This is a genomic window from Pedobacter sp. GW822-FHT03F06 (genome assembly GCF_058801365.1).
In genome coordinates this window covers 41,629-59,684 of sequence record NZ_JBXANE010000017.1, presented here as the reverse complement: position 1 = coordinate 59,684, position 18,056 = coordinate 41,629, and the positions used below count along the sequence as shown (strand labels likewise).

At 39.0% G+C, this 18,056-nt stretch carries 16 protein-coding genes; 14 read left to right on the top strand and 2 right to left on the bottom strand.

What is annotated here, in order from left to right; translation table 11 throughout:
• Window positions 1-54: 54 nt before the first annotated feature.
• Both AC1RJ8_RS23435 and AC1RJ8_RS23430 read right to left on the bottom strand, forming a co-directional pair.
• Entirely contained in the window at window positions 55-1,920 is a 1,866-nt protein-coding gene (locus tag AC1RJ8_RS23435) for a type VI secretion system baseplate subunit TssF (protein ID WP_492956043.1), read from the bottom strand.
• Between the two features lie 26 nt (window positions 1,921-1,946).
• Window positions 1,947-2,381: a GPW/gp25 family protein gene (locus tag AC1RJ8_RS23430; RefSeq protein ID WP_492956044.1), complete on the bottom strand. Its 435-nt coding sequence runs from the start codon at window positions 2,379-2,381 to the stop codon at window positions 1,947-1,949.
• A gap of 178 nt (window positions 2,382-2,559) precedes the next feature.
• Here AC1RJ8_RS23430 and AC1RJ8_RS23425 point away from each other — a divergent pair, with 178 nt between their 5' ends.
• The 14 genes from AC1RJ8_RS23425 (at window position 2,560) to AC1RJ8_RS23360 (ending at window position 18,033) form a co-directional block, all read left to right on the top strand.
• Window positions 2,560-3,081 (top strand): hypothetical protein, encoded by a 522-nt coding sequence (locus tag AC1RJ8_RS23425; protein WP_492956045.1) that lies wholly within the window; start codon window positions 2,560-2,562, stop codon window positions 3,079-3,081.
• Window positions 3,082-3,091: 10 nt separating this feature from the next.
• Window positions 3,092-3,577, top strand: coding sequence for a type VI secretion system transmembrane protein TssO (locus AC1RJ8_RS23420; RefSeq protein ID WP_492956046.1), 486 nt, complete (start codon window positions 3,092-3,094; stop codon window positions 3,575-3,577).
• Between the two features lie 34 nt (window positions 3,578-3,611).
• Window positions 3,612-4,589, top strand: a complete 978-nt coding sequence (locus AC1RJ8_RS23415; RefSeq protein WP_215124637.1) for a PKD domain-containing protein — start codon at window positions 3,612-3,614, stop codon at window positions 4,587-4,589.
• A gap of 39 nt (window positions 4,590-4,628) precedes the next feature.
• Window positions 4,629-7,004 carry a type VI secretion system protein TssR domain-containing protein gene (gene tssR, locus AC1RJ8_RS23410; RefSeq protein WP_492956047.1) on the top strand — a complete coding sequence of 792 codons (2,376 nt, stop codon included), beginning with the start codon at window positions 4,629-4,631 and terminating at the stop codon, window positions 7,002-7,004.
• Between the two features lie 5 nt (window positions 7,005-7,009).
• The gene (locus AC1RJ8_RS23405) at window positions 7,010-9,526 is read left to right on the top strand and encodes an ATP-dependent Clp protease ATP-binding subunit (RefSeq protein WP_492956048.1); all 2,517 of its coding nucleotides are present in this window, start codon (window positions 7,010-7,012) and stop codon (window positions 9,524-9,526) included.
• A 56-nt stretch (window positions 9,527-9,582) separates the two neighbouring features.
• Window positions 9,583-10,029: a hypothetical protein gene (locus AC1RJ8_RS23400; protein WP_492956049.1), complete on the top strand. Its 447-nt coding sequence runs from the start codon at window positions 9,583-9,585 to the stop codon at window positions 10,027-10,029.
• Window positions 10,030-10,047: 18 nt separating this feature from the next.
• On the top strand, window positions 10,048-11,436 hold the full coding sequence (locus tag AC1RJ8_RS23395; RefSeq protein ID WP_492956050.1) for a DUF5458 family protein: 1,389 nt from the start codon (window positions 10,048-10,050) through the stop codon (window positions 11,434-11,436).
• 123 nt (window positions 11,437-11,559) lie between these two features.
• Complete coding sequence (locus tag AC1RJ8_RS23390; RefSeq protein WP_492956051.1) at window positions 11,560-12,132, top strand: NAD(P)H-dependent oxidoreductase; 573 nt, start codon at window positions 11,560-11,562, stop codon at window positions 12,130-12,132.
• A gap of 516 nt (window positions 12,133-12,648) precedes the next feature.
• Window positions 12,649-13,044, top strand: a complete 396-nt coding sequence (gene tssD / locus AC1RJ8_RS23385) for a type VI secretion system tube protein TssD (protein ID WP_025141859.1) — start codon at window positions 12,649-12,651, stop codon at window positions 13,042-13,044.
• Between the two features lie 133 nt (window positions 13,045-13,177).
• Window positions 13,178-13,573 carry a type VI secretion system tube protein TssD gene (gene tssD, locus AC1RJ8_RS23380; protein WP_025141860.1) on the top strand — a complete coding sequence of 132 codons (396 nt, stop codon included), beginning with the start codon at window positions 13,178-13,180 and terminating at the stop codon, window positions 13,571-13,573.
• 359 nt (window positions 13,574-13,932) lie between these two features.
• Complete coding sequence (locus AC1RJ8_RS23375; protein WP_492956192.1) at window positions 13,933-15,798, top strand: type VI secretion system Vgr family protein; 1,866 nt, start codon at window positions 13,933-13,935, stop codon at window positions 15,796-15,798.
• 1 nt (window position 15,799) lies between these two features.
• The gene (locus AC1RJ8_RS23370; RefSeq protein ID WP_492956193.1) at window positions 15,800-15,964 is read left to right on the top strand and encodes a hypothetical protein; all 165 of its coding nucleotides are present in this window, start codon (window positions 15,800-15,802) and stop codon (window positions 15,962-15,964) included.
• A gap of 7 nt (window positions 15,965-15,971) precedes the next feature.
• Window positions 15,972-17,573 (top strand): lipase family protein, encoded by a 1,602-nt coding sequence (locus AC1RJ8_RS23365; protein ID WP_492956194.1) that lies wholly within the window; start codon window positions 15,972-15,974, stop codon window positions 17,571-17,573.
• 1 nt (window position 17,574) lies between these two features.
• Window positions 17,575-18,033 carry a hypothetical protein gene (locus tag AC1RJ8_RS23360; RefSeq protein WP_492956195.1) on the top strand — a complete coding sequence of 153 codons (459 nt, stop codon included), beginning with the start codon at window positions 17,575-17,577 and terminating at the stop codon, window positions 18,031-18,033.
• The last annotated feature ends 23 nt before the right edge of the window (window positions 18,034-18,056 follow it).

Genomic DNA, 18,056 nt, shown 5'->3' with positions numbered 1-18,056 from the left:
ATCTAAAGTAGTAAGATTGCTTCGTCGTTCCTCCTCGCAATGACGACCTTTTTATTAAACCGCTTTATACAACACTGGCTTTAACAGCATACGGTAATGCACATTCATCGTACTCCTTAGGTTTAATTTCGCCAAAGTTAAACTCAACAGTTCTTCCCAATCCTGTATGCTAAGGTTAAGCTGATCTGCAGGTTCGATCAAAATATCAGTAGTTTTAATAAAGCCTGCATTTGGTTTATTATCCATGATCAGGCCTTTGGCCAGGGTAATGCCCTTTAATTTGTTGCCCAGCTCGTAACGGCAAAAATTGATTACATCAGCCTTTGTAATAATCCGGTCGGCCGTGGTTAAACCATATTTATAAGCCTGCACTCGGTTGGTTGCATTCAATCTCGACCGGCCGCCTTTCGTTTGGCTCAATAAAACGATACTCTCTGCATTTACTTTATTGTTATCGTATACCACTAAACGGCTTCCGGCATTAATGTGGTTGGCCTCTTCTGCTTGTGTAACCCAGATATCAAGGAATAGAATATCCGCATCGTCAATCGGTTTCAATACAATGTAGCTGGGCAGTTCTTTAATGTCTTTAAGCGCTGAGCGGCTTTTTTGTTCAATAAGCGCAATATTCTGTTCCAAATTTTTAAGGATGGTGCTTAAAAAATCAGGTCCGTAAGCTGTAAAAGCTGCTTTCTCATCGCGTAATAGCTCAAAAAGGTAATCTACTAACTCTTTGGCGTTTCTCGTATCAAAACGCTCCGTGCCTCCGTACCGGATCGAAAAAGATCCGTCTCCTTTTTCGTTCTCATTGGTGTAAGGAATTTCGTTGTAACTTTTCCCTTTATTATCCTTCAGGTTTTCTACCGCAAGCATCTGATCGAATGATTCCGTTTTAATCGGGATAATATTGTTCATCGTTTTAAGGCGGTGTTTGATCTGGCTTAACCGTTTATTTACCACCGGGAACGCATTAATATAAATATGGAGCTCGTTCAGCATTTCCTGATTTATAGCCGCCGGAAAAATTACTTTAAGCCATTTTACCGAATGATCGATCTGGCTTAAAACACCCGGTTGGAAAAGGTTGGCAAACTCAGGAGGTAGTTCCCTGCTTTCGTCGATATTAAAATCGTTAAGATCGCCCAGGGTAATAAACCTGTTGCTGTAAAACTGTAAAACATCTGCTTTAATCAGATTAAGCAATTGTTTGTGCTGAAACGGTGCCTGTACCTTACCCGTTAAAGGCTCATCCATAAAACGTTCTGTATAGGCGGCGAGCTCATTATTTTTGTAGAACCATTTCCCCAGTGAGAGCAGATCGTAAGTGTTTTCGGGTACCGAATAATTTTTCCAGTCGAAAAATAAATTCAGTTTATTAAAGTCCATCCAGTCTTTAATGCCGTCAAAGCCTATGTAAATGGTGTTTTTGTCTACAGAAGTGCCAGGGAGGGTATTGTGTATAGGCTGCTTGCCCAACTGTTCTACATTAAAAAGTGTATTTCCGGTAACAATGTATTTTATAGATGCATTATTTAATTTCACGGTATGCAGCGGGCTAAAAAAAATATCGGTTTTCTTTGCCTTATCATTTTCCTGCGGGATATTCTTTTTAAATGCAAACTGCGAATAGATCGAAAGATAGTCCTGTTGTTCAATCGGCCTGGCGTGCATAATGGCATGTGCCGGTAACGATGAAGTTAAATGATCTGGAGCTAAAATACGGCTGATCTTGTCAAAAATCCTGTTCTCTAAATTTTTAACATCATTGGATACATTAAAAAGCTCATTGCTTAACGCCTCAATAATCAGTCTAACAAGTGGATCGAAGTCGTTACTGTCTTTAATATTCCAGAAATCTTCTGCATTTTTTAAAATTCTGTTCCGGATTTCATCTTTTGATGAATAAAAAACTGGTTTCATGTGTAGAATATTTTGGGCGTTTTAGATTAAGTTGATAATGGGCTAAGAAATAAAGCGGTATTAAAAAAATATTTTTCTCCTGTGGTTTTTATTAGTGCACTAACGCTAATATCTACCTTTTTTTTAATCTCTGTTATCTTACGTAACGGGTATACATTTTCTACCTCAGTAATGCGTACTTCTACCTCGGTATTATATATCCTAAATTCATAGTCGGTTATGGATTTTAGCAACGATTTGCGGAATTTTTCCTCCCAAATGCTCTCGCTCACGATTAGCTCAAAGTCGAGATCCCATATTTCACATCCAAAATCGTTATGGAACCGATGCTCACCAAAACGACTAAAAATAATCAGTTCTATGTGGTTCGAAATCGATTTTCCGAGGTCAGCTGGCTGAAGGCCAACACCTGAGAAAACCGACTTAAATCTGAAGGGTTTGTTGTAAAAATTTTCAGACATACACGGTTTGGCTTAAAGTTTGTTAAAAGTAAAAGAAATAATATCGTTTTAATAACCAAACAACAAATATTAAAAAATGTTATAGTATAGTGTTAATTTGAAAATTTTGAGTGATTTTATGTGAGCGAGATGTAAGATTAATATGATAACCAATGCTATGTGAAACTATTAATGCTCTATGAAACCCATTAATGCCATCGAAATCAGGACCGCTTACACGAGGTTTATCTTAAACTTTGTATTCCTAACGCTTTTCTCTATCCTTTGTATTTATCTCTTTTTTGCTGCATCCGATTATGAGTATACCCTGCTCGATAGAAAGGTGAAGGAAACCGAAAAACTATCTTATCTGAGAAAAGATATCAATACCAATTTCGATCTTATCCTTGTCCGTTTTAAAGAACTTGCCCAATACCGCGATTACAATGCCAACGAAATGAGCAAACAGAGCATCCTTTTGGGCGATATCCAAAGTGCCAACAACAGGATTAAAGACCTTATTTCTAAAAAAACGCAGGCCAGTCCGAGTTTTGATCTCTACACCAAAATAAACAATAATGTTGGTGCAATGGCCGATCTGCAGGATTCGCTTATTAAATCAAGGGGCGATATCCAAAGGTATAAAGAACAGATAAACGATTGCCACCGCGCAAACCAGGCTACGGCAACTAAAATCAGAAACGGACGCTTCGGCCGATAATTAAACGATTATGATAAAATTAAGTATAAAAGAAAGACGCGAACAATTCTTGTTTTTTATAGCGCTGTTTGTTTTTACCGTAGGGCTTTTAAGTTTTGGTATTTTTTATAGCGATAAATCGCGCTACGAAATCTCCAAAGAAGAGCTTGAGGTAAAAATCAGCGAGAACGAAACATTCGAAAATATGGTAAAAGAAACTTCGCCTACCATTGATACCACTTACAAACAGATTACCCGCTACAACCCAAATGTACAGGCGGTTTTCTTGAAAAACGATATACAGAATTCATTAGGCGCTATCAGGGCTGCGTTTGACCGTAAAGCATCAGACCAGCGTTATAAAATATTTGTTCAAACGGCACAGCTGTACGACAGGCTATTTTACGATAGGCAGGAACAAAATAGAAACATTACAGATATCGAATTGCATAAACGGCAATTGGACGATTGTATTCTCAACAGGCGACAATTGCAGCAAACCATATCTGCTAGATAAATACCTCAAAAACAACCTATAAAAAACGCTACCTATGTCTGACACAAACACCAAGCAAGTTAATTCAAATTCGCAGGGCTATGTTATTCTCTACATCCTATTAGCTGTATTGCTCTTAACAGGTCTCATTTTCCTATTTAAAAGTTCATTGTTCGAAAAGAGAACAATTGATGCGCGGATCTTAAAAGATGAAATTTATTTAAACGAAAGTCTGGTTTTTACCGATAATACCCCAAAAGCTACCAAATGGTTATGGGAATTCGGAAACGGAGAAAAAGCCACCACAAAAACCGGTTCTTATCACTACACAAAGCCCGACACTTATATTGTGCGCTTAACCGTTGATGGCGAACTCCGTCAGGAATTTCCGGTTACCGTACGCGATACCGTTCATACACCGGTTGTAGATAGCGTACTAACCATTAGCGGCCCAACTGCAGGTTTGGTTAACGAAGAAATCAGGCTCGAAGGAGATGGGGAAGGAAAAGATTTCGAATGGTCGTTCGGCGAAACTGGGCGCGTAGATGTTAAAGGAAAAACCGCTTTATACACCTACCGGGCCCCAGGGAAATATGTGGTACGCCTGCGTTCGGATAAAAGCCGTAAACCCGCTTTTCTAAACATTTTGATCACTGATCCAAATGCCGAAATCGTTGAAGATATTGTTGCCCCTGGCGATGGCGAACGTAAAACCATTGATGATATCAGGGCACGTTTACAGGCCATCGCCAATGGTGCTGATTTTAATTCCAACTATTACTATCTCGTTAACAAGTACATGTGCGGTAACGAAAAAGTAACGGTAAATGTTGAAATGAACGGTAAGAAAAAACAGACCGATATTTATTCATACTGCATGGGACTCACCTTTGGGGGAGAAATAGCCGTTGATGAAGCGCAGCTAACCATCAAGCCAAATTCTACCTGTGCCAGCTTGGTAAATATTAAACAACATTCGGGAACGGCCCAGCCTGCGGCAACAACTGCTGATGCGCCGGCCAAAACAAGATAAATTAACCGCTCACCTAATTTTAAAGCTCATCTACAGATTATGAAAAAATACTATGCCTTAACCCTCCTTTTTATAGGAATATCGTTTGCCTACGCACAATCGCCGGCATCCTTTGGCAAAAGAGTAAAATACATGCCTAAATCTTACGAAAGGCCTTCAGAAAATATAAACGTAATGGACAATACCAGTAGCAGCAGTTTGCCATGGATTGTTTTTTCAGACCGTGAAGATAATTATACCACTACTGCACCGGGTGGAAGCCTGATTATGAAAAAAATCAGCTTTATGGAACCTTTCTATGTTTCAAAAGAAGAAAACGGCTACCTGAAACTGATTAAATATAAGGCCGGAATGATCAGGGGCAGAAAAATAAACGATAAAAAAAGTGCCATTAGTTATGGTTGGATCGCAAAATCTAAACTGCTTTTATGGCAACGCGCTTTCTCTAACCAAAAAACAGGTTATGCAGAAAAAGCCATTGGGATCGTAAACGGGAAAAATGCCTTAACCGAACCAAAGTTCTATTTCGATACCACCGATTCTATTCTGGTTTACAATACACCCGAACTTAAAGACCGGCGTACAAAAGTAAGGTTGCACGAAATTGCCTATATCTACAAAAAATCAGAAGATGGTAAGAAATACCTGATCGGTTCTGATGACCAGCTGGTTGCAGATACCGCTTTAAAAAGTATTTACGGTTGGGTTTCTGCCGAAGCCGTACACAGCTGGGGCGATCGTTTGTATATTACCTCGGTTAAACCTGGCGATTACGACAGGGATGATTCTACCTCGGTAGCCATCAAAAACGGAATTAATAAGGGAACAACTTTCGCTGTAGATCCCTTATTGCCAAGGGAAAACCTGATCCTGCGTAGTGTACCTGTTGTTTCAAACGATGAAGGAGGTAACACGGTAGGTATCGCTGCAGATGTTTTCAATAAAAAAGACAATAAAATATTAACCATTAACGGTTCTGCACTTTCTTATCAGGACTACCTGAACCTCCGTAAAAATAAAAGCAAGGTAAATGTTGTTTTTGTAGTGGACGGTGGCAGCCCAATGACCAAGTATTTTTCCGGAATGACCAATACCATTGCTTCTTTCGAAAATATTATGGGCGATTTTGGTAAAGGAACAAAAGTAAACTTTGGTGGTGTAGTATACCGCGGCGAAAGTGGTTGCGCTTTGAAAGGTATTTTCGTAAGCCCAATCCAGAACGATTACAGGCAGTTGATGACTTTCCTTTCAAATCAGGCTAAAAATACCGTTAGGTGTAATGGAGAAATAAGTGAGGAACCTGTTTTTCAGGCAATAAAAGCTGGGTTAGACTTATTTAAAGCAAAAAAGAACGAAACCAATTTAATTGTTTTAGTTGGCAGTACCGGAAATACCGGGGGAACCAACAATTACCTCATTAATGAATTGAGTGAGCAGGTTGCGCAGGCAGATGCGCGTATTTTGGCCTTACAGGTGTATAGTGATTTTAATCAATCATTTAACGATTTTGTAATCCAGTCGCGTAAACTCGTTTCCGAATCGGCTATCCGCTCGGCCGAATACAGAAAAAACACCATGGTAAAGGGTGAGGGTTTAAAAAGCTTCCAGCCTTATAATACCAGTTTACAGGATTCTATCTCTTACTATTTAGATTATCCTAAAAACAGTTTAATCCAGGGCGGGGTCGTTTTCCCAACAAAAGGTTCTGTAAACTCCAACCAGAGCATGACGATTGCTTTGCGCCGTTTTGTAAAAGAAACCAACTCCGATATCTATAACCAGATCAGTTCGTTGGATAGTGCTTTCCGTTTAACAGGCATATCGCGTAAAAACCTGACTGCCGATGTAGAAGGTTTATTGCCAGAGCCCGTTGGCCCTGAAGTTGCAGACCGTATGCCACACAATGCGTTTAAATATTATAGCACCGCAAACCTGTCGGTTGATGCGGTAAAAAACAACCCCTCAACATTACAATACGCGATCGTTTTAAACAACATGGAGTACAAGCAGATTGTAGATGTGTTTTCGATTATGTTGGGGCAGAATTTACAGGCCGATCAGTCTTCTTTTAGGAGTAAACTTGTTAAAAATTATGTGAAAATGCCAAAACAGATGCTGGGTATTAAAGAGTCATCGGGCAACATAAAGCGTTTAACCTTGGCCAACTATATTAAATTGGTAACAGGTTTGCCTTTAAACAACAAATTTTTAGAGGAATATACCGTTGGCGATTTAAAGAACACTTCTAAAATGCCACTCGAAGCGTTCGAAACGTACATTAAATTATTAAATCAATCGGTTCAACAGATTAAAAGGGCTACTCAGATTGAGCAGCAGTTTATCTCGAACGGCAAAATATACTACTACATCACCGAAAATAATTTTAACCCGGCAGTATTGCCTACAACCAACTAAGGGATATGGCAGTTACAAATTTAAGCGAATCGGTTAAAACAGCCTTGCACATTGCACAGTCTTTGGCTAAAGAGTACAGAAACGAAGTGTTTACTGCAGCTCACCTGCTCAAAGGATTGATGCATAAAGATGTTGGCCTGCGCTCGTTCATTACTTCTATTGGTAAAGATGAAGAATACATTAGCGAATGGGCTGAAGTGCGGATTGATGAACAGGCAAAATCAGCGAGTTTTACCGATACCGTAAGCGGTGCGCCAGAAATTGCAGTGATTTTTGAAGAGGCCGATAATGTACGCATTAAACTGGGATTGGATTTAATTACCCCGGTATGTGTGTTAACCGCATTGGCAAAACCGGGTATCGGTTTTCAGCCCGATCAGTTAAAATCGTTCCCCATTAAAGAACGTGAGATCCTGGATCTGTATGTAAAAGATGATGAAATTTCGCGGGTGGTTTCGCCTGATAAAACAAGCGCTGGTGCCGAAAGTAAAAGTACAGGTAACGCCCTGTATAAATACTGTATAGATCGGTTGCAGATGGTGCGCGATGGTAAAACCGACCCGATTATCGGCCGTGATAAAGAAACCAGGCAGATGATGGAAATCCTTTGCCGCCGCACTAAACCAAATGTAATCCTAACCGGTGATGCCGGCGTAGGTAAAACGGCTTTGGTTGATGGTTTTGCCATTGATATCGTAAACCAGAATGTACCCGAGAATTTAAAACCCGTGCAGCTTTTTGAGCTCGATTTAGGTTCGTTAATTGCAGGGGCCTCTTACAAGGGAGAAATAGAAGACCGTTTAAAAAACATCATCAAAGAAATCAAGCAGTTTGAAAAGGCTGTGCTGTTTATTGATGAAATCCACACTTTATTGGATAGTAAGGGCCCTTTGGGAGCGGGTATAGGGAATTTGCTGAAACCAGAACTGGCCCGTGGCGAAATTACGGTAATCGGTGCCACAACCATTGATGAGTACCGCAAAATTATCGAGCCTGAGCAGGCTTTCAGCAGGCGTTTTGAAGTGTTGCAGGTAAATGAGCCAAACGAAGAAAGCACCATTAAAATGCTGCAGAAACTGGCCGTAAAATACGAAGAGCACCATACCTTAACCATCGAACCCGATGCTTTGGGCGAATGTGTGCGCCTGGCCAAACGTTACATGAAAGATAGGAGGCTCCCTGATTCTGCATTCGATCTGCTCGACCGTACAATGGCCGCCATGAAAATGATGAACGATACCTCCGATCAGGTAATCGAAAGTTTGGAAACCGATCTGGAAGCTTTAAATGCCAATACCGAAGAACCGGAAGCAGAGAAATTTGCTGATTACAAATGGCTTTTCTCCTTGCTTCAGAATAAATTAAGTCCGGTTTTACTGGGGCGTTTAACAGATGAAACACAAACCGATGCTTTCGAAACCGCCGATGAATACCAGGGTTATATTACCAAAAGCCTACAGGAATTAAAAAAATATGCCGCTGAAAAAAGCGATCGCATCAGCAAACAGGATATTGCTTCTATAGTGGCCTACAAAACGGGTATCCCTATGGGTAAACTGCAAGCTGGTGAAAAGGAGAAATTGCTCAATATGGAGCAGTATCTTAAAAAACGCGTGGTAGGACAGGATCAGGCTTTAAAAGCTGTTTCTGATGCTATACTCGAATCGCGCAGCGGATTGAATAAAAAAGGACAGCCAATAGGATCCTTCTTTTTACTGGGGCCAACCGGAACCGGTAAAACAGAGCTGGCCAAATCAATAGCCGAATTTTTGTTTAACGACGAAAAAGCGATGATCCGCTTCGATATGTCTGAGTTTAAAGAAGAGCATAGTGCAGCCTTACTTTATGGCGCGCCTCCAGGTTATGTAGGTTATGAAGAAGGCGGTTTATTGGTGAATAAAATCAGACAACAGCCTTATTCTGTACTGCTTTTTGATGAAATTGAAAAAGCACACCCTTCCGTTTTCGATACTTTTTTACAGATCCTGGACGAAGGCCATATGCACGATCGTTTAGGAAAAGAGGGCGATTTTAGTAACTCACTGATTCTTTTTACCTCGAACATTGGTAGCGAATGGATTGCCGAACAGATCGGTAAAGGTGTAATCCCTGCTTCTAATCAGTTAATGGAAGTAATGGCCGGGCATTTCCGCCCCGAGTTTTTAGCCAGGATCTCCGAAATTGTTCCTTTTGCGCCGATAAATGAAAGTAATGTGGTGCGTATTTTCGAAATCCAGTTAAACAGTTTGGTACAATCGCTCAATAAAATGGGTATCGAGTTTGAAATTGCGGAAGACGCCAAAAAAATGATCGCTTTAGATGGTTTTACACCCAAATATGGTGCAAGGCAGCTATCGGCCGTTATCAGAAATCTTTTACGCAGGCCAATCTCGAAATACATCATTTCTGGTGAACTAAAAAAAGGATCGAAGGTTGTAGTAAGCAAACATGCAGCGGAAGATAAACTCGAATGGAATATTATTCAGCCTGAAACGATAACATTGGAACAAAAATTGAGTTAAAACGTTAACTATTATATTATTAGAAAAAAATAATCGTAAACCTAAATCAACATACTATGTTTAATTATGAAATTGGTGGTAACGAGCGAAAAATTGACACCTCAGAAGCCTTCGCTGAAATTGCCCACAACAAAACACTTTTTGTACAGAAACTTACCGATAACGATCCGATAAAGCCCGAAAAAGTAGAGGGATTAAAAACGGTGAAAGATGTATTCGAACATTATAAACCAAATGTGAAGGTAGCTTTCGAGAAACAGGATGGATCTACCGTTAGCGAAACGATAAATTTCAACGATCTGGGCGATTTTGGTGTGAAAAACATCATCAACCAAAGTAACTACCTCACTAATGTGAACATCGAAAAAGAAATGTCACTTAACGTGATCAAACAGTTAAAATCGAACAAAACCTTAAAAGCTACACTTGATGACGAAGAAACAAAGTCGGCCTTCATTAACGCCTTGAAAAACTTTGTTGACGAATTGGAGCAAAATAAATAATCTTAACGCCAGGAAAACATGTCAAACCCTCAAGAATTAAAAACCGACGAAAATACAGGCCAGGCAGGCTTTAAACCAGCTGAAGCCAAAACCATAGAAAAAACATCACTTAAAGATAACCTCGAAAAACTGGCCCGTGTTGGCGGTTTCGATCTGTTGGAAGCCACTGTTGATGGCCTGCAGAATTTAAACCCTGAACGTAAAGCCCGTAAACAGATCTTCTTAACAGGTGATGAGAAAAAGAAAGAACGCGAAGAGCTGAAAAAGAAAATCCAGCTTTGGATCGATGTACTTGAATCTTCTACTTCAGTTGCCGATATGGTAGAAAAAAGTACCCAAAAGCTAAATGCGGCAGAAGAAAACCTGAATAAAAACATTGGTACCGCATTAGAAAGTACAAGAGAACTGGAGCAGGCATACCGTTCGGTACATTTATTTTATAAAAATACCGAATCTGACAAACTTAAAAATGTGGTGCTGTTAAATGCATCAATGGATCAGATCAAAGATCTCGATAATCCACGTTTTATCGAATATGTAGATGATGAGCTAAAACAGAATTATGACCGTTTGGATCTCCGCAATAACTACTCGCTGATGGTTGTGCCTGGCTATATGGGCTCCAATAAAGTGTTGGAGAGATGGGGTAAAATTGCGCATAACAACAAAGCCATGCTGGTAACCGATTTTGCCGATCTTGATCAGCCGGATGATGTACTTGATTTATTTACCGCAGCAAACTTTACCGGAGGCGATGCATTCAGATCGAACGTAATCATGACCTGTAACTGGTTGGTTGGCCGGGGTAAAGTTGCAGAAGTGGGCGAGGAAGACGATTTAACCGTGCCCGGATCAGCAGCACTTGCAGGTAAAATGTATTACACCTTAATGTCGCAGGTTACTGCAGGTAAAAAACATGGCGCTATAAACGAGGTAGATGGTGTAAAATTCGATTTAAAGAAAAGTGAAATCTCCCATTTAGAAAGAGTAGGTTTGGTGCCAATGGTTAACGAATACGGTAAAGTAATGGCTTTCTCTGCCAAAACCTTATTTAATGGCGATAACATTGGTTTACAAACTTATTCGGTTGTACGTGTATTCGATTATATTACCAAAGTATTATTCGATTTCCTGAACAGAAGGGCTTTCGAAAACTGGACTTCTAAAACGGAACAGGACCTTCGTGGCCAGATTGTTAAATTCTTGGATGGTATCCAGGGTGCCGACCGCCTAATCGAACGATTTAAAATTATGCGTTTCGAAAGAGATGAACAACAAAAAGACAGGATCCACCTGGATATCCATATCACACCATATTTCCCGGCTAAAAGTTTTGTGGTAAAACTGGATGGACACAAAGGTGAAGATGAAAATACCACATGGAGTTCAGAATATAATCAGCAATAGTTTTTGATAGCTGAAAATAAAAACCCAACCCCAGCGTTGGGTTTTTTTACGGGTTATGCATAACACTTAACAAATTCTTTATAATTTTGTAATGCATCGGCCAGATCAGATTAATCAAAAAAAATGAAGCAAGTACTTCTCCTCAATGGGGATATTGAAAAAAACGCATCTACAAATTTCCTGATTAATGCCTACAAGCAAGGGGCAGAAAGTGTTGGCGCTACCGTTAGAGAGTTGGCCATTATCGATCTGATATTTAATTCGAACAAGCTGTTTAACAACAGACAGATTGCCGATTTGGAGCCCGACCTGCAGAAAGCGTTAACTGCCATTAGGCAGAGTAACCATGTGGTGCTTTTTTGCCCGGTATATGTTGATCATATCCCGGCAAAAGTTAAAGGTTTTTTCGATCGTCTTTTTATGCCCGATCAGATCTTTACGACCCAGCAGCAGAATGTAAACAACAATTTTAGCGGTCGGTCGGCCAGGATTGTATCAATCTTGGATGAGGCCACTTTTAAAGAGTGGAAAGCCAATAAGAAAACCACTTATTTATCCATTAAAAAAATAGTGTTCGAAAAATGTAAGATGAGCCCTGTATTAACCAATACCATTGGCGAACTGCATTCGCTCGAGAACCATTATAGCCAAAAATGGCTGGCCAAAATGGAAAAATTCGGCTCACAGCTCATCTAAAATTTCATCATTTATGTCGCCATGGTCTGTGTCACACAAACCATCAGATTATTTTTTTACAATTATCATAAACCGGTTTATCTCTTTCTGTCTGAGCCATAACTTCTTTTTAGCCACAGATAAACACGGATTTTTTTAGCTGTGTACATCCTTTCAATCTGTGGTTAATATTTATTTCTCCGTGGTGTGTGTCTTAGCAGACCATTATATTTACTTTATCAGTTCACTTGTCCTAAAACACAACACCTTGTGTACAATCGCTACGATTTTGTAGTGTAGCCACTTACTGTAATGTATTTGTAACACTAAAGATAGATCTGCTTTTCCACATTTTTTCCACAAAAAGACGTTGTATAACTGCGTTTTTAGGCGGTAGATACAATTGTCGTTTTTTTTGAATGGCGGTTATCGCCTATCAATAAGCTATATAGATCATGTTTGGCCTGATATTTGGGAGTCTTGGCACAGTAGCGGAGGCTACGTAAATCAAATTTTTAACCTTTAAATTTTAAAACTATGGCTTTCAAAGCTAGATTAAATTTTTCAGGCAAGGAGTACGATGTGCTTCATTGTGCCTATGCGTTAAACCGTGATGTAGATGCTAAGGGAAGACCCTCTTCCGGAGTTTACGGCGGTACCATCGACATTGAGATCGAGTCAACCGAAGACACCTCAATAATCGAGGCGATGGTAAACAACCAGTATAAACCTATTACAGGAACGCTTCTGATCAAAAAAACAGAAGAAGATGCCAAAATGAAAGAAGTTAATTTCGAGGATGGCTACATTGTTAAATATTCCGAAGGGATAAACATTGTGGGCGATCACCCGATGACGCTCAAATTCCAGATTTCAGCAAGAAAGCTTAAATTAGGCAACGCCGAGCACCTTAACGACTGGCCAAAAGCCTAGAGAAAGGTTGAAGGTAAAAAGGTAGAGGGTGTAAGGTTTAGGGCATGAGGTAAATTAAATGCCAAACGCCATGCGCTCCACGCCAACCGCCAACCGCAATTCATTCATTTCAAAACATTAAAATTTTACTACAATGGCATTTAAAACCCGTTTAAACTTAGGATCAAAAGAATTTGATGTACTACAGTGCAGCTTTTCATTAAATAGAGATGTTGATGCAAAAGGGCGTCCATCTTCAGGTGTTTATGGTGGTACCATCCACATCGAAATCGAATCAACCGAAGATACTTCAGTGATCGAATCGATGGTTAACAACCAGTACAAGCCGCTTTCTGGAACATTGGTTTTCAAGAAAGGCGAAGAAGATGCAAAAATGAAAGAACTGTCTTTCGAAGACGGTTACATCATCCAGTATAACGAGGGTATTGCGGTAAACGACAATACACCTATGACGTTAAGTTTTGTTGTATCGGCCCGTAAGCTAAAGCTGGGCAACGCAGAACACGAAAACGATTGGCCTAAAGCTTAGTCATTACTAAACATATAGTAATTAAAGTGTCCCGATTTTCCGGGACGCTTTAATCCTTTGCTATTTTCATCACCCTACATTTACCTATCATCCAATCATCCAAAAAAATAACATGGCTTTTTGATGCATATATTAATTTACAAAGCCAGCTCAAAAATTAATGCTCAATTATGTCTAACCATTCCAAACATGTTGCAGTAAAAAACGATTACTATTCAGGTAAAATGTTTGGTTCGGCATCAACACACAATATTCATCTGAACATACGGTTTGCAGAAAATGGATCCATTTTTAATATAAGGGCATATGCATACCCCGCATTTGGCTTAGGGTAATTGTTGTGATCAAGATAAATTAATATGGAAAAGAAACTCATTGCTGAAATCAATATAGAGGATAAGGAAATTACACATTTTGCTTCTTTTATCCTTCAACAGGCTTTTAACGAACATCACTATTTTGAACTGCGCTTTAACCACGACCAGATGGGTGCGCCGGGGCTGATCAGTTTAGATGATAGCCGCGATTTTGTGGGTAAAACCTTAACTGCTTCTTTTGGCCATTCGGCAGAAGGTATGCAGAATTTTGTAGGCCTGGTTTCTAAAGTTGAACTATCACAAAGTCATGGTTACCATGGTGTTTTAATTGTAAGTGGGTATAGCCCAACTATTTTAATCGATCGTGGACCTGATTTGGGTTCATACTTAGATAAAGACCTGAATGAGATCGTGAAATTGGCAACTAAGGATACGCCTGCCAATGATTTAAAAGTGGTGGCCAATGCCGCAAGAAATACATCAATCGATTATATAATCCAATACCGTGAAAGCGATTTTGCTTTTTTGAACCGCCTTTCGGCCGAGTACCACGAATGGCTTTTTTACGATGGCAAACAGCTTAATTTTGGAAAACCCAATACACAAAAGGAAATAGCCCTGTTTTATGGCAGAGATGTTCAGGAAATGCAGTATGCAATGGAAATTGCACCGATAAAAAATAAACGGTTCTCCTATAATCCGAAGCAGAACGAAATGCTGCTGAGCGAGAGTACAGGTAAGGTAGATGGTACACCCGACTTATCTCATGCTGTAAAAGCTTCTAACCTTACTTTTAGTAAAACCTTCAACCAACCTTCATTAATCAGGGTAGATAATAATAACGACATTAAAAACCTGGTAGAAAATGAAGAGAAAGCCAATACAAGTGAGCTTTTAAAAGTAACAGCCAGGGGTGATAATGCAGGTTTAAGCATAGGCAGTATTGCCGAAATTACAATGAGCCTTCGTAAAGAACTTGCTTTTACATCCGAAAGTCTGGGTAAATTTCTTATTACCAGTATTACACATCATATCGACGAAAACGGCAAATACCACAATACTTTTGAAGGAAAAGTATCCACAACCGAACGTTTACTGGTAAAGAACTTCGAAAAACCACAACCGGATATGCAACTGGCAGATGTGATTGATAATAACGATCCACAAGGTCAGGGGCGTATTAAGGTTAAATTTAAGTGGGAGTGTTTAACAAACGACGTTACCGAATGGCTACGTGTAGTTACGCCAAGTGCCGGTGTTGGCGATAGGGGTAATAACCGTGGATATTTCGCCATACCAGAAATCGATGATCAGGTGATGATTGCGTTTGAAGAAGGTAATATAGCAAGGCCGGTAGTAATGGGAAGTGTTTACCACAGCGCTAGTGTGGATAGTAGCCCTTTAATTAAAAACCACCTTAAAAGTATTATTACCAGAAGCGGACATTTAATAGAATTTGATGATAATCAGGATACACAGGGCATTAAAATTACCGATATCCACAGCAATATCATCCATATCGATACCAAAGGCAATAATATCACCATTACCGCTTTGGAGAACATGACTTTAAACTGTAAGAACATGCAGATTAATGTAGAGGAAAATATGGACGTAAAGGTGGGTAAAAACATTTCAGAAAGTGCTGGTGAGAACATTACCACAAGTGCCAACGAAGACATTACACAAACCGCCGGAAAAGATATCAATATCAGCGCCACCGGAGATATGAAAGAATCAGCAAATAATAAAACTGAAATGGTAGAAAAAGCATACATGAGAAGTGCGCAGGAATCTACTCAGTATGCTGAAAAGGTAACTATTTTTAGCACTAAAGAAAACATGCTGTTGGAGAGTTCTGAAAAAACGGTAGAGATTAACAGTGCAGAAAAATCAAATCTTTTTTGATATGGCCATTAAGAAAACTGCTAAAAACCTGATCATTACGATTACTGATCAATATGTTTCCACTTCGCAAACAGCATTTGAAACTGCTGAAAAGGTAGAGATTGTTGCCTTAGGAGAAAATTTGGTTTTAGCTTCCAACAAAAAAATTAATATCACCGGTAAATAAGCAGGCTATGGCAAATGTAGTGTTTAAGAAGCCGAGGTTTGTAGTACCAGAGGCTACAAAAGATAAAACTATAGTTGATTTGGTGATGATGGTTGCAGGTACCACCGACCCTATAAATACTAAAGGATTAAAACACGAGGCAAATACAACCTATTGGGATGGCAAAGATAAAGACGGCAATGCCAGTCTTGTAAATTTTTGGGCAAAAGTAAAAGAATTAAAACCTCAATTCCACAACTTACACATAGAAGGAAAATTTTTTAGCTGGTCTGGCGATAATGATACCCAGGAGCGAAACTTAGCTGCAGATCGTTTACTGGATTTGATCAAAAGAGAATATCCGGGTTTTAAAAGAAAGGAAGTACACCTACATTTAATTGGGCATTCGCACGGTGGCAATGTTATTAATCAGTTTACTAATTTAATTACAACAGAAAAGGGTAAAGCATTTCCAGAGTTGTGGAAAATAAAAAGCATTACTTATCTTTCTACCCCCTTTTTTCAAAATAAGCACCAGTTAAACCATGCTAAACTACATCCTGCCTGCAAAATTATCAATGTACATAACGGGTATGATTTAACACAACAGTTTGTCGCGGATTTTTCATTAATCAATCTCGAAGTTCTGATCCGGAATTTGAATAAAGGTAATTTTGATAAAGCATTAAAAAGGATAAAAGCTGTAGATTTTACAACCTTTGATGTATTAAGCGATTTATATATTAAGGATGACACTGAAGGGCCTAGTTTGTGGAGAAATATGGCCATCCTTTTAGATGGGATTAAATTGTTGATAAGTGCAGTAATAGATTATATTTTAAGTATCAAAACTGAAAGATTCAAAGTTGAAAAGAAACAGTTTTTAGACTTATTGAATAGGATTTTAAATTGGGCTACAACAGCCCAAACAGTATTTTCAACAAATCAAAGTAGAAGAAGAGGTGGCTATGGAAGATCTGAATTTTTTACCGATTTAAATTTATTGGTAGGGCTGAGACTTTTTAACGAAATTTTAGCGATAAAAACAGGTGAGAGTGACAGCTATTTACTTGGCATTTTAGAAACTTTATTTAAAGAAAATACCGGAATAACAGATAGTATTGAGCAAACTGGTTGGAACCCCAAAAAGCAGACTAAAGGTCTTGAAATAATTGATGTTCCTATTACTGATTCCGATAAATACAACAGCAGAAAGAAAAAAGCAAATTTTGATGCTTTTTTAACACCCCTCCAATCAGCATTGCAAGCCAAGAAATTAAGAGAAGTTTTGATGCGTTTATTGAGCCAGTTTATAACGGGCAATCAGGTTAAAGATATTCAAGACAAAATCGGTAAGCTAGAATATGTTGTTTCTGGAGAAAGTGATACCCAGTTAAAGTTACTTAGGAAAACACATCTTCAAATTTATCGCAATTTGGTAACCAGGTATCATGCAGATCTGGTTGCTCCTCAAGATTTAAATACCGGCCTAATGGAAAGACCCGGTGGCATACCTTATTTAGCCACCATATCCCATAGTTTAAGTCATAGTCAATTTTGGGATAAAGCAAAAAATGGATTAAAAAGTGCATTTGGTTCAGGAATAAATCCGGGTTATAAAGGGAAATAATATGGAAGTTAAAAAGAAGAGTCTTTGGGTAGGTATTGCACTCATTGTTATTGCAGTTGGCGTTATTTTTCCTATTGAAAAAACAGACTTTTTAGATGATTTGGTTTATACTTTTTCAACCTTACTAATTGGACTATTGGTAATCATTTACGCAATATCAGGGGCGAATTTTTTAAAAGTTATAGGCTTCTTATTAGGAAGTATTTTAATAAGCATGCTCTTCTGGTTTTTGTTTGAACGGGGTGGATGGGGCGCATCAATTGCAGTTATTTGGGGCGGGATTCCTTCAGGTCTCATCTCGGGCATTTTATTTTTAATTGGTAACTATTATTTGAAATTGGGTGAAAAGAAAGACTATAAATACCTTAAACAATTGCTACTCTATTTCTTTATGCTGTTAATAGTTTCTGTATTATTCAGATACGGAGGTGATTGGTATTATGATGTTTTTCAAAGCTAAATGTATATTAAAGTAGGTTCGGT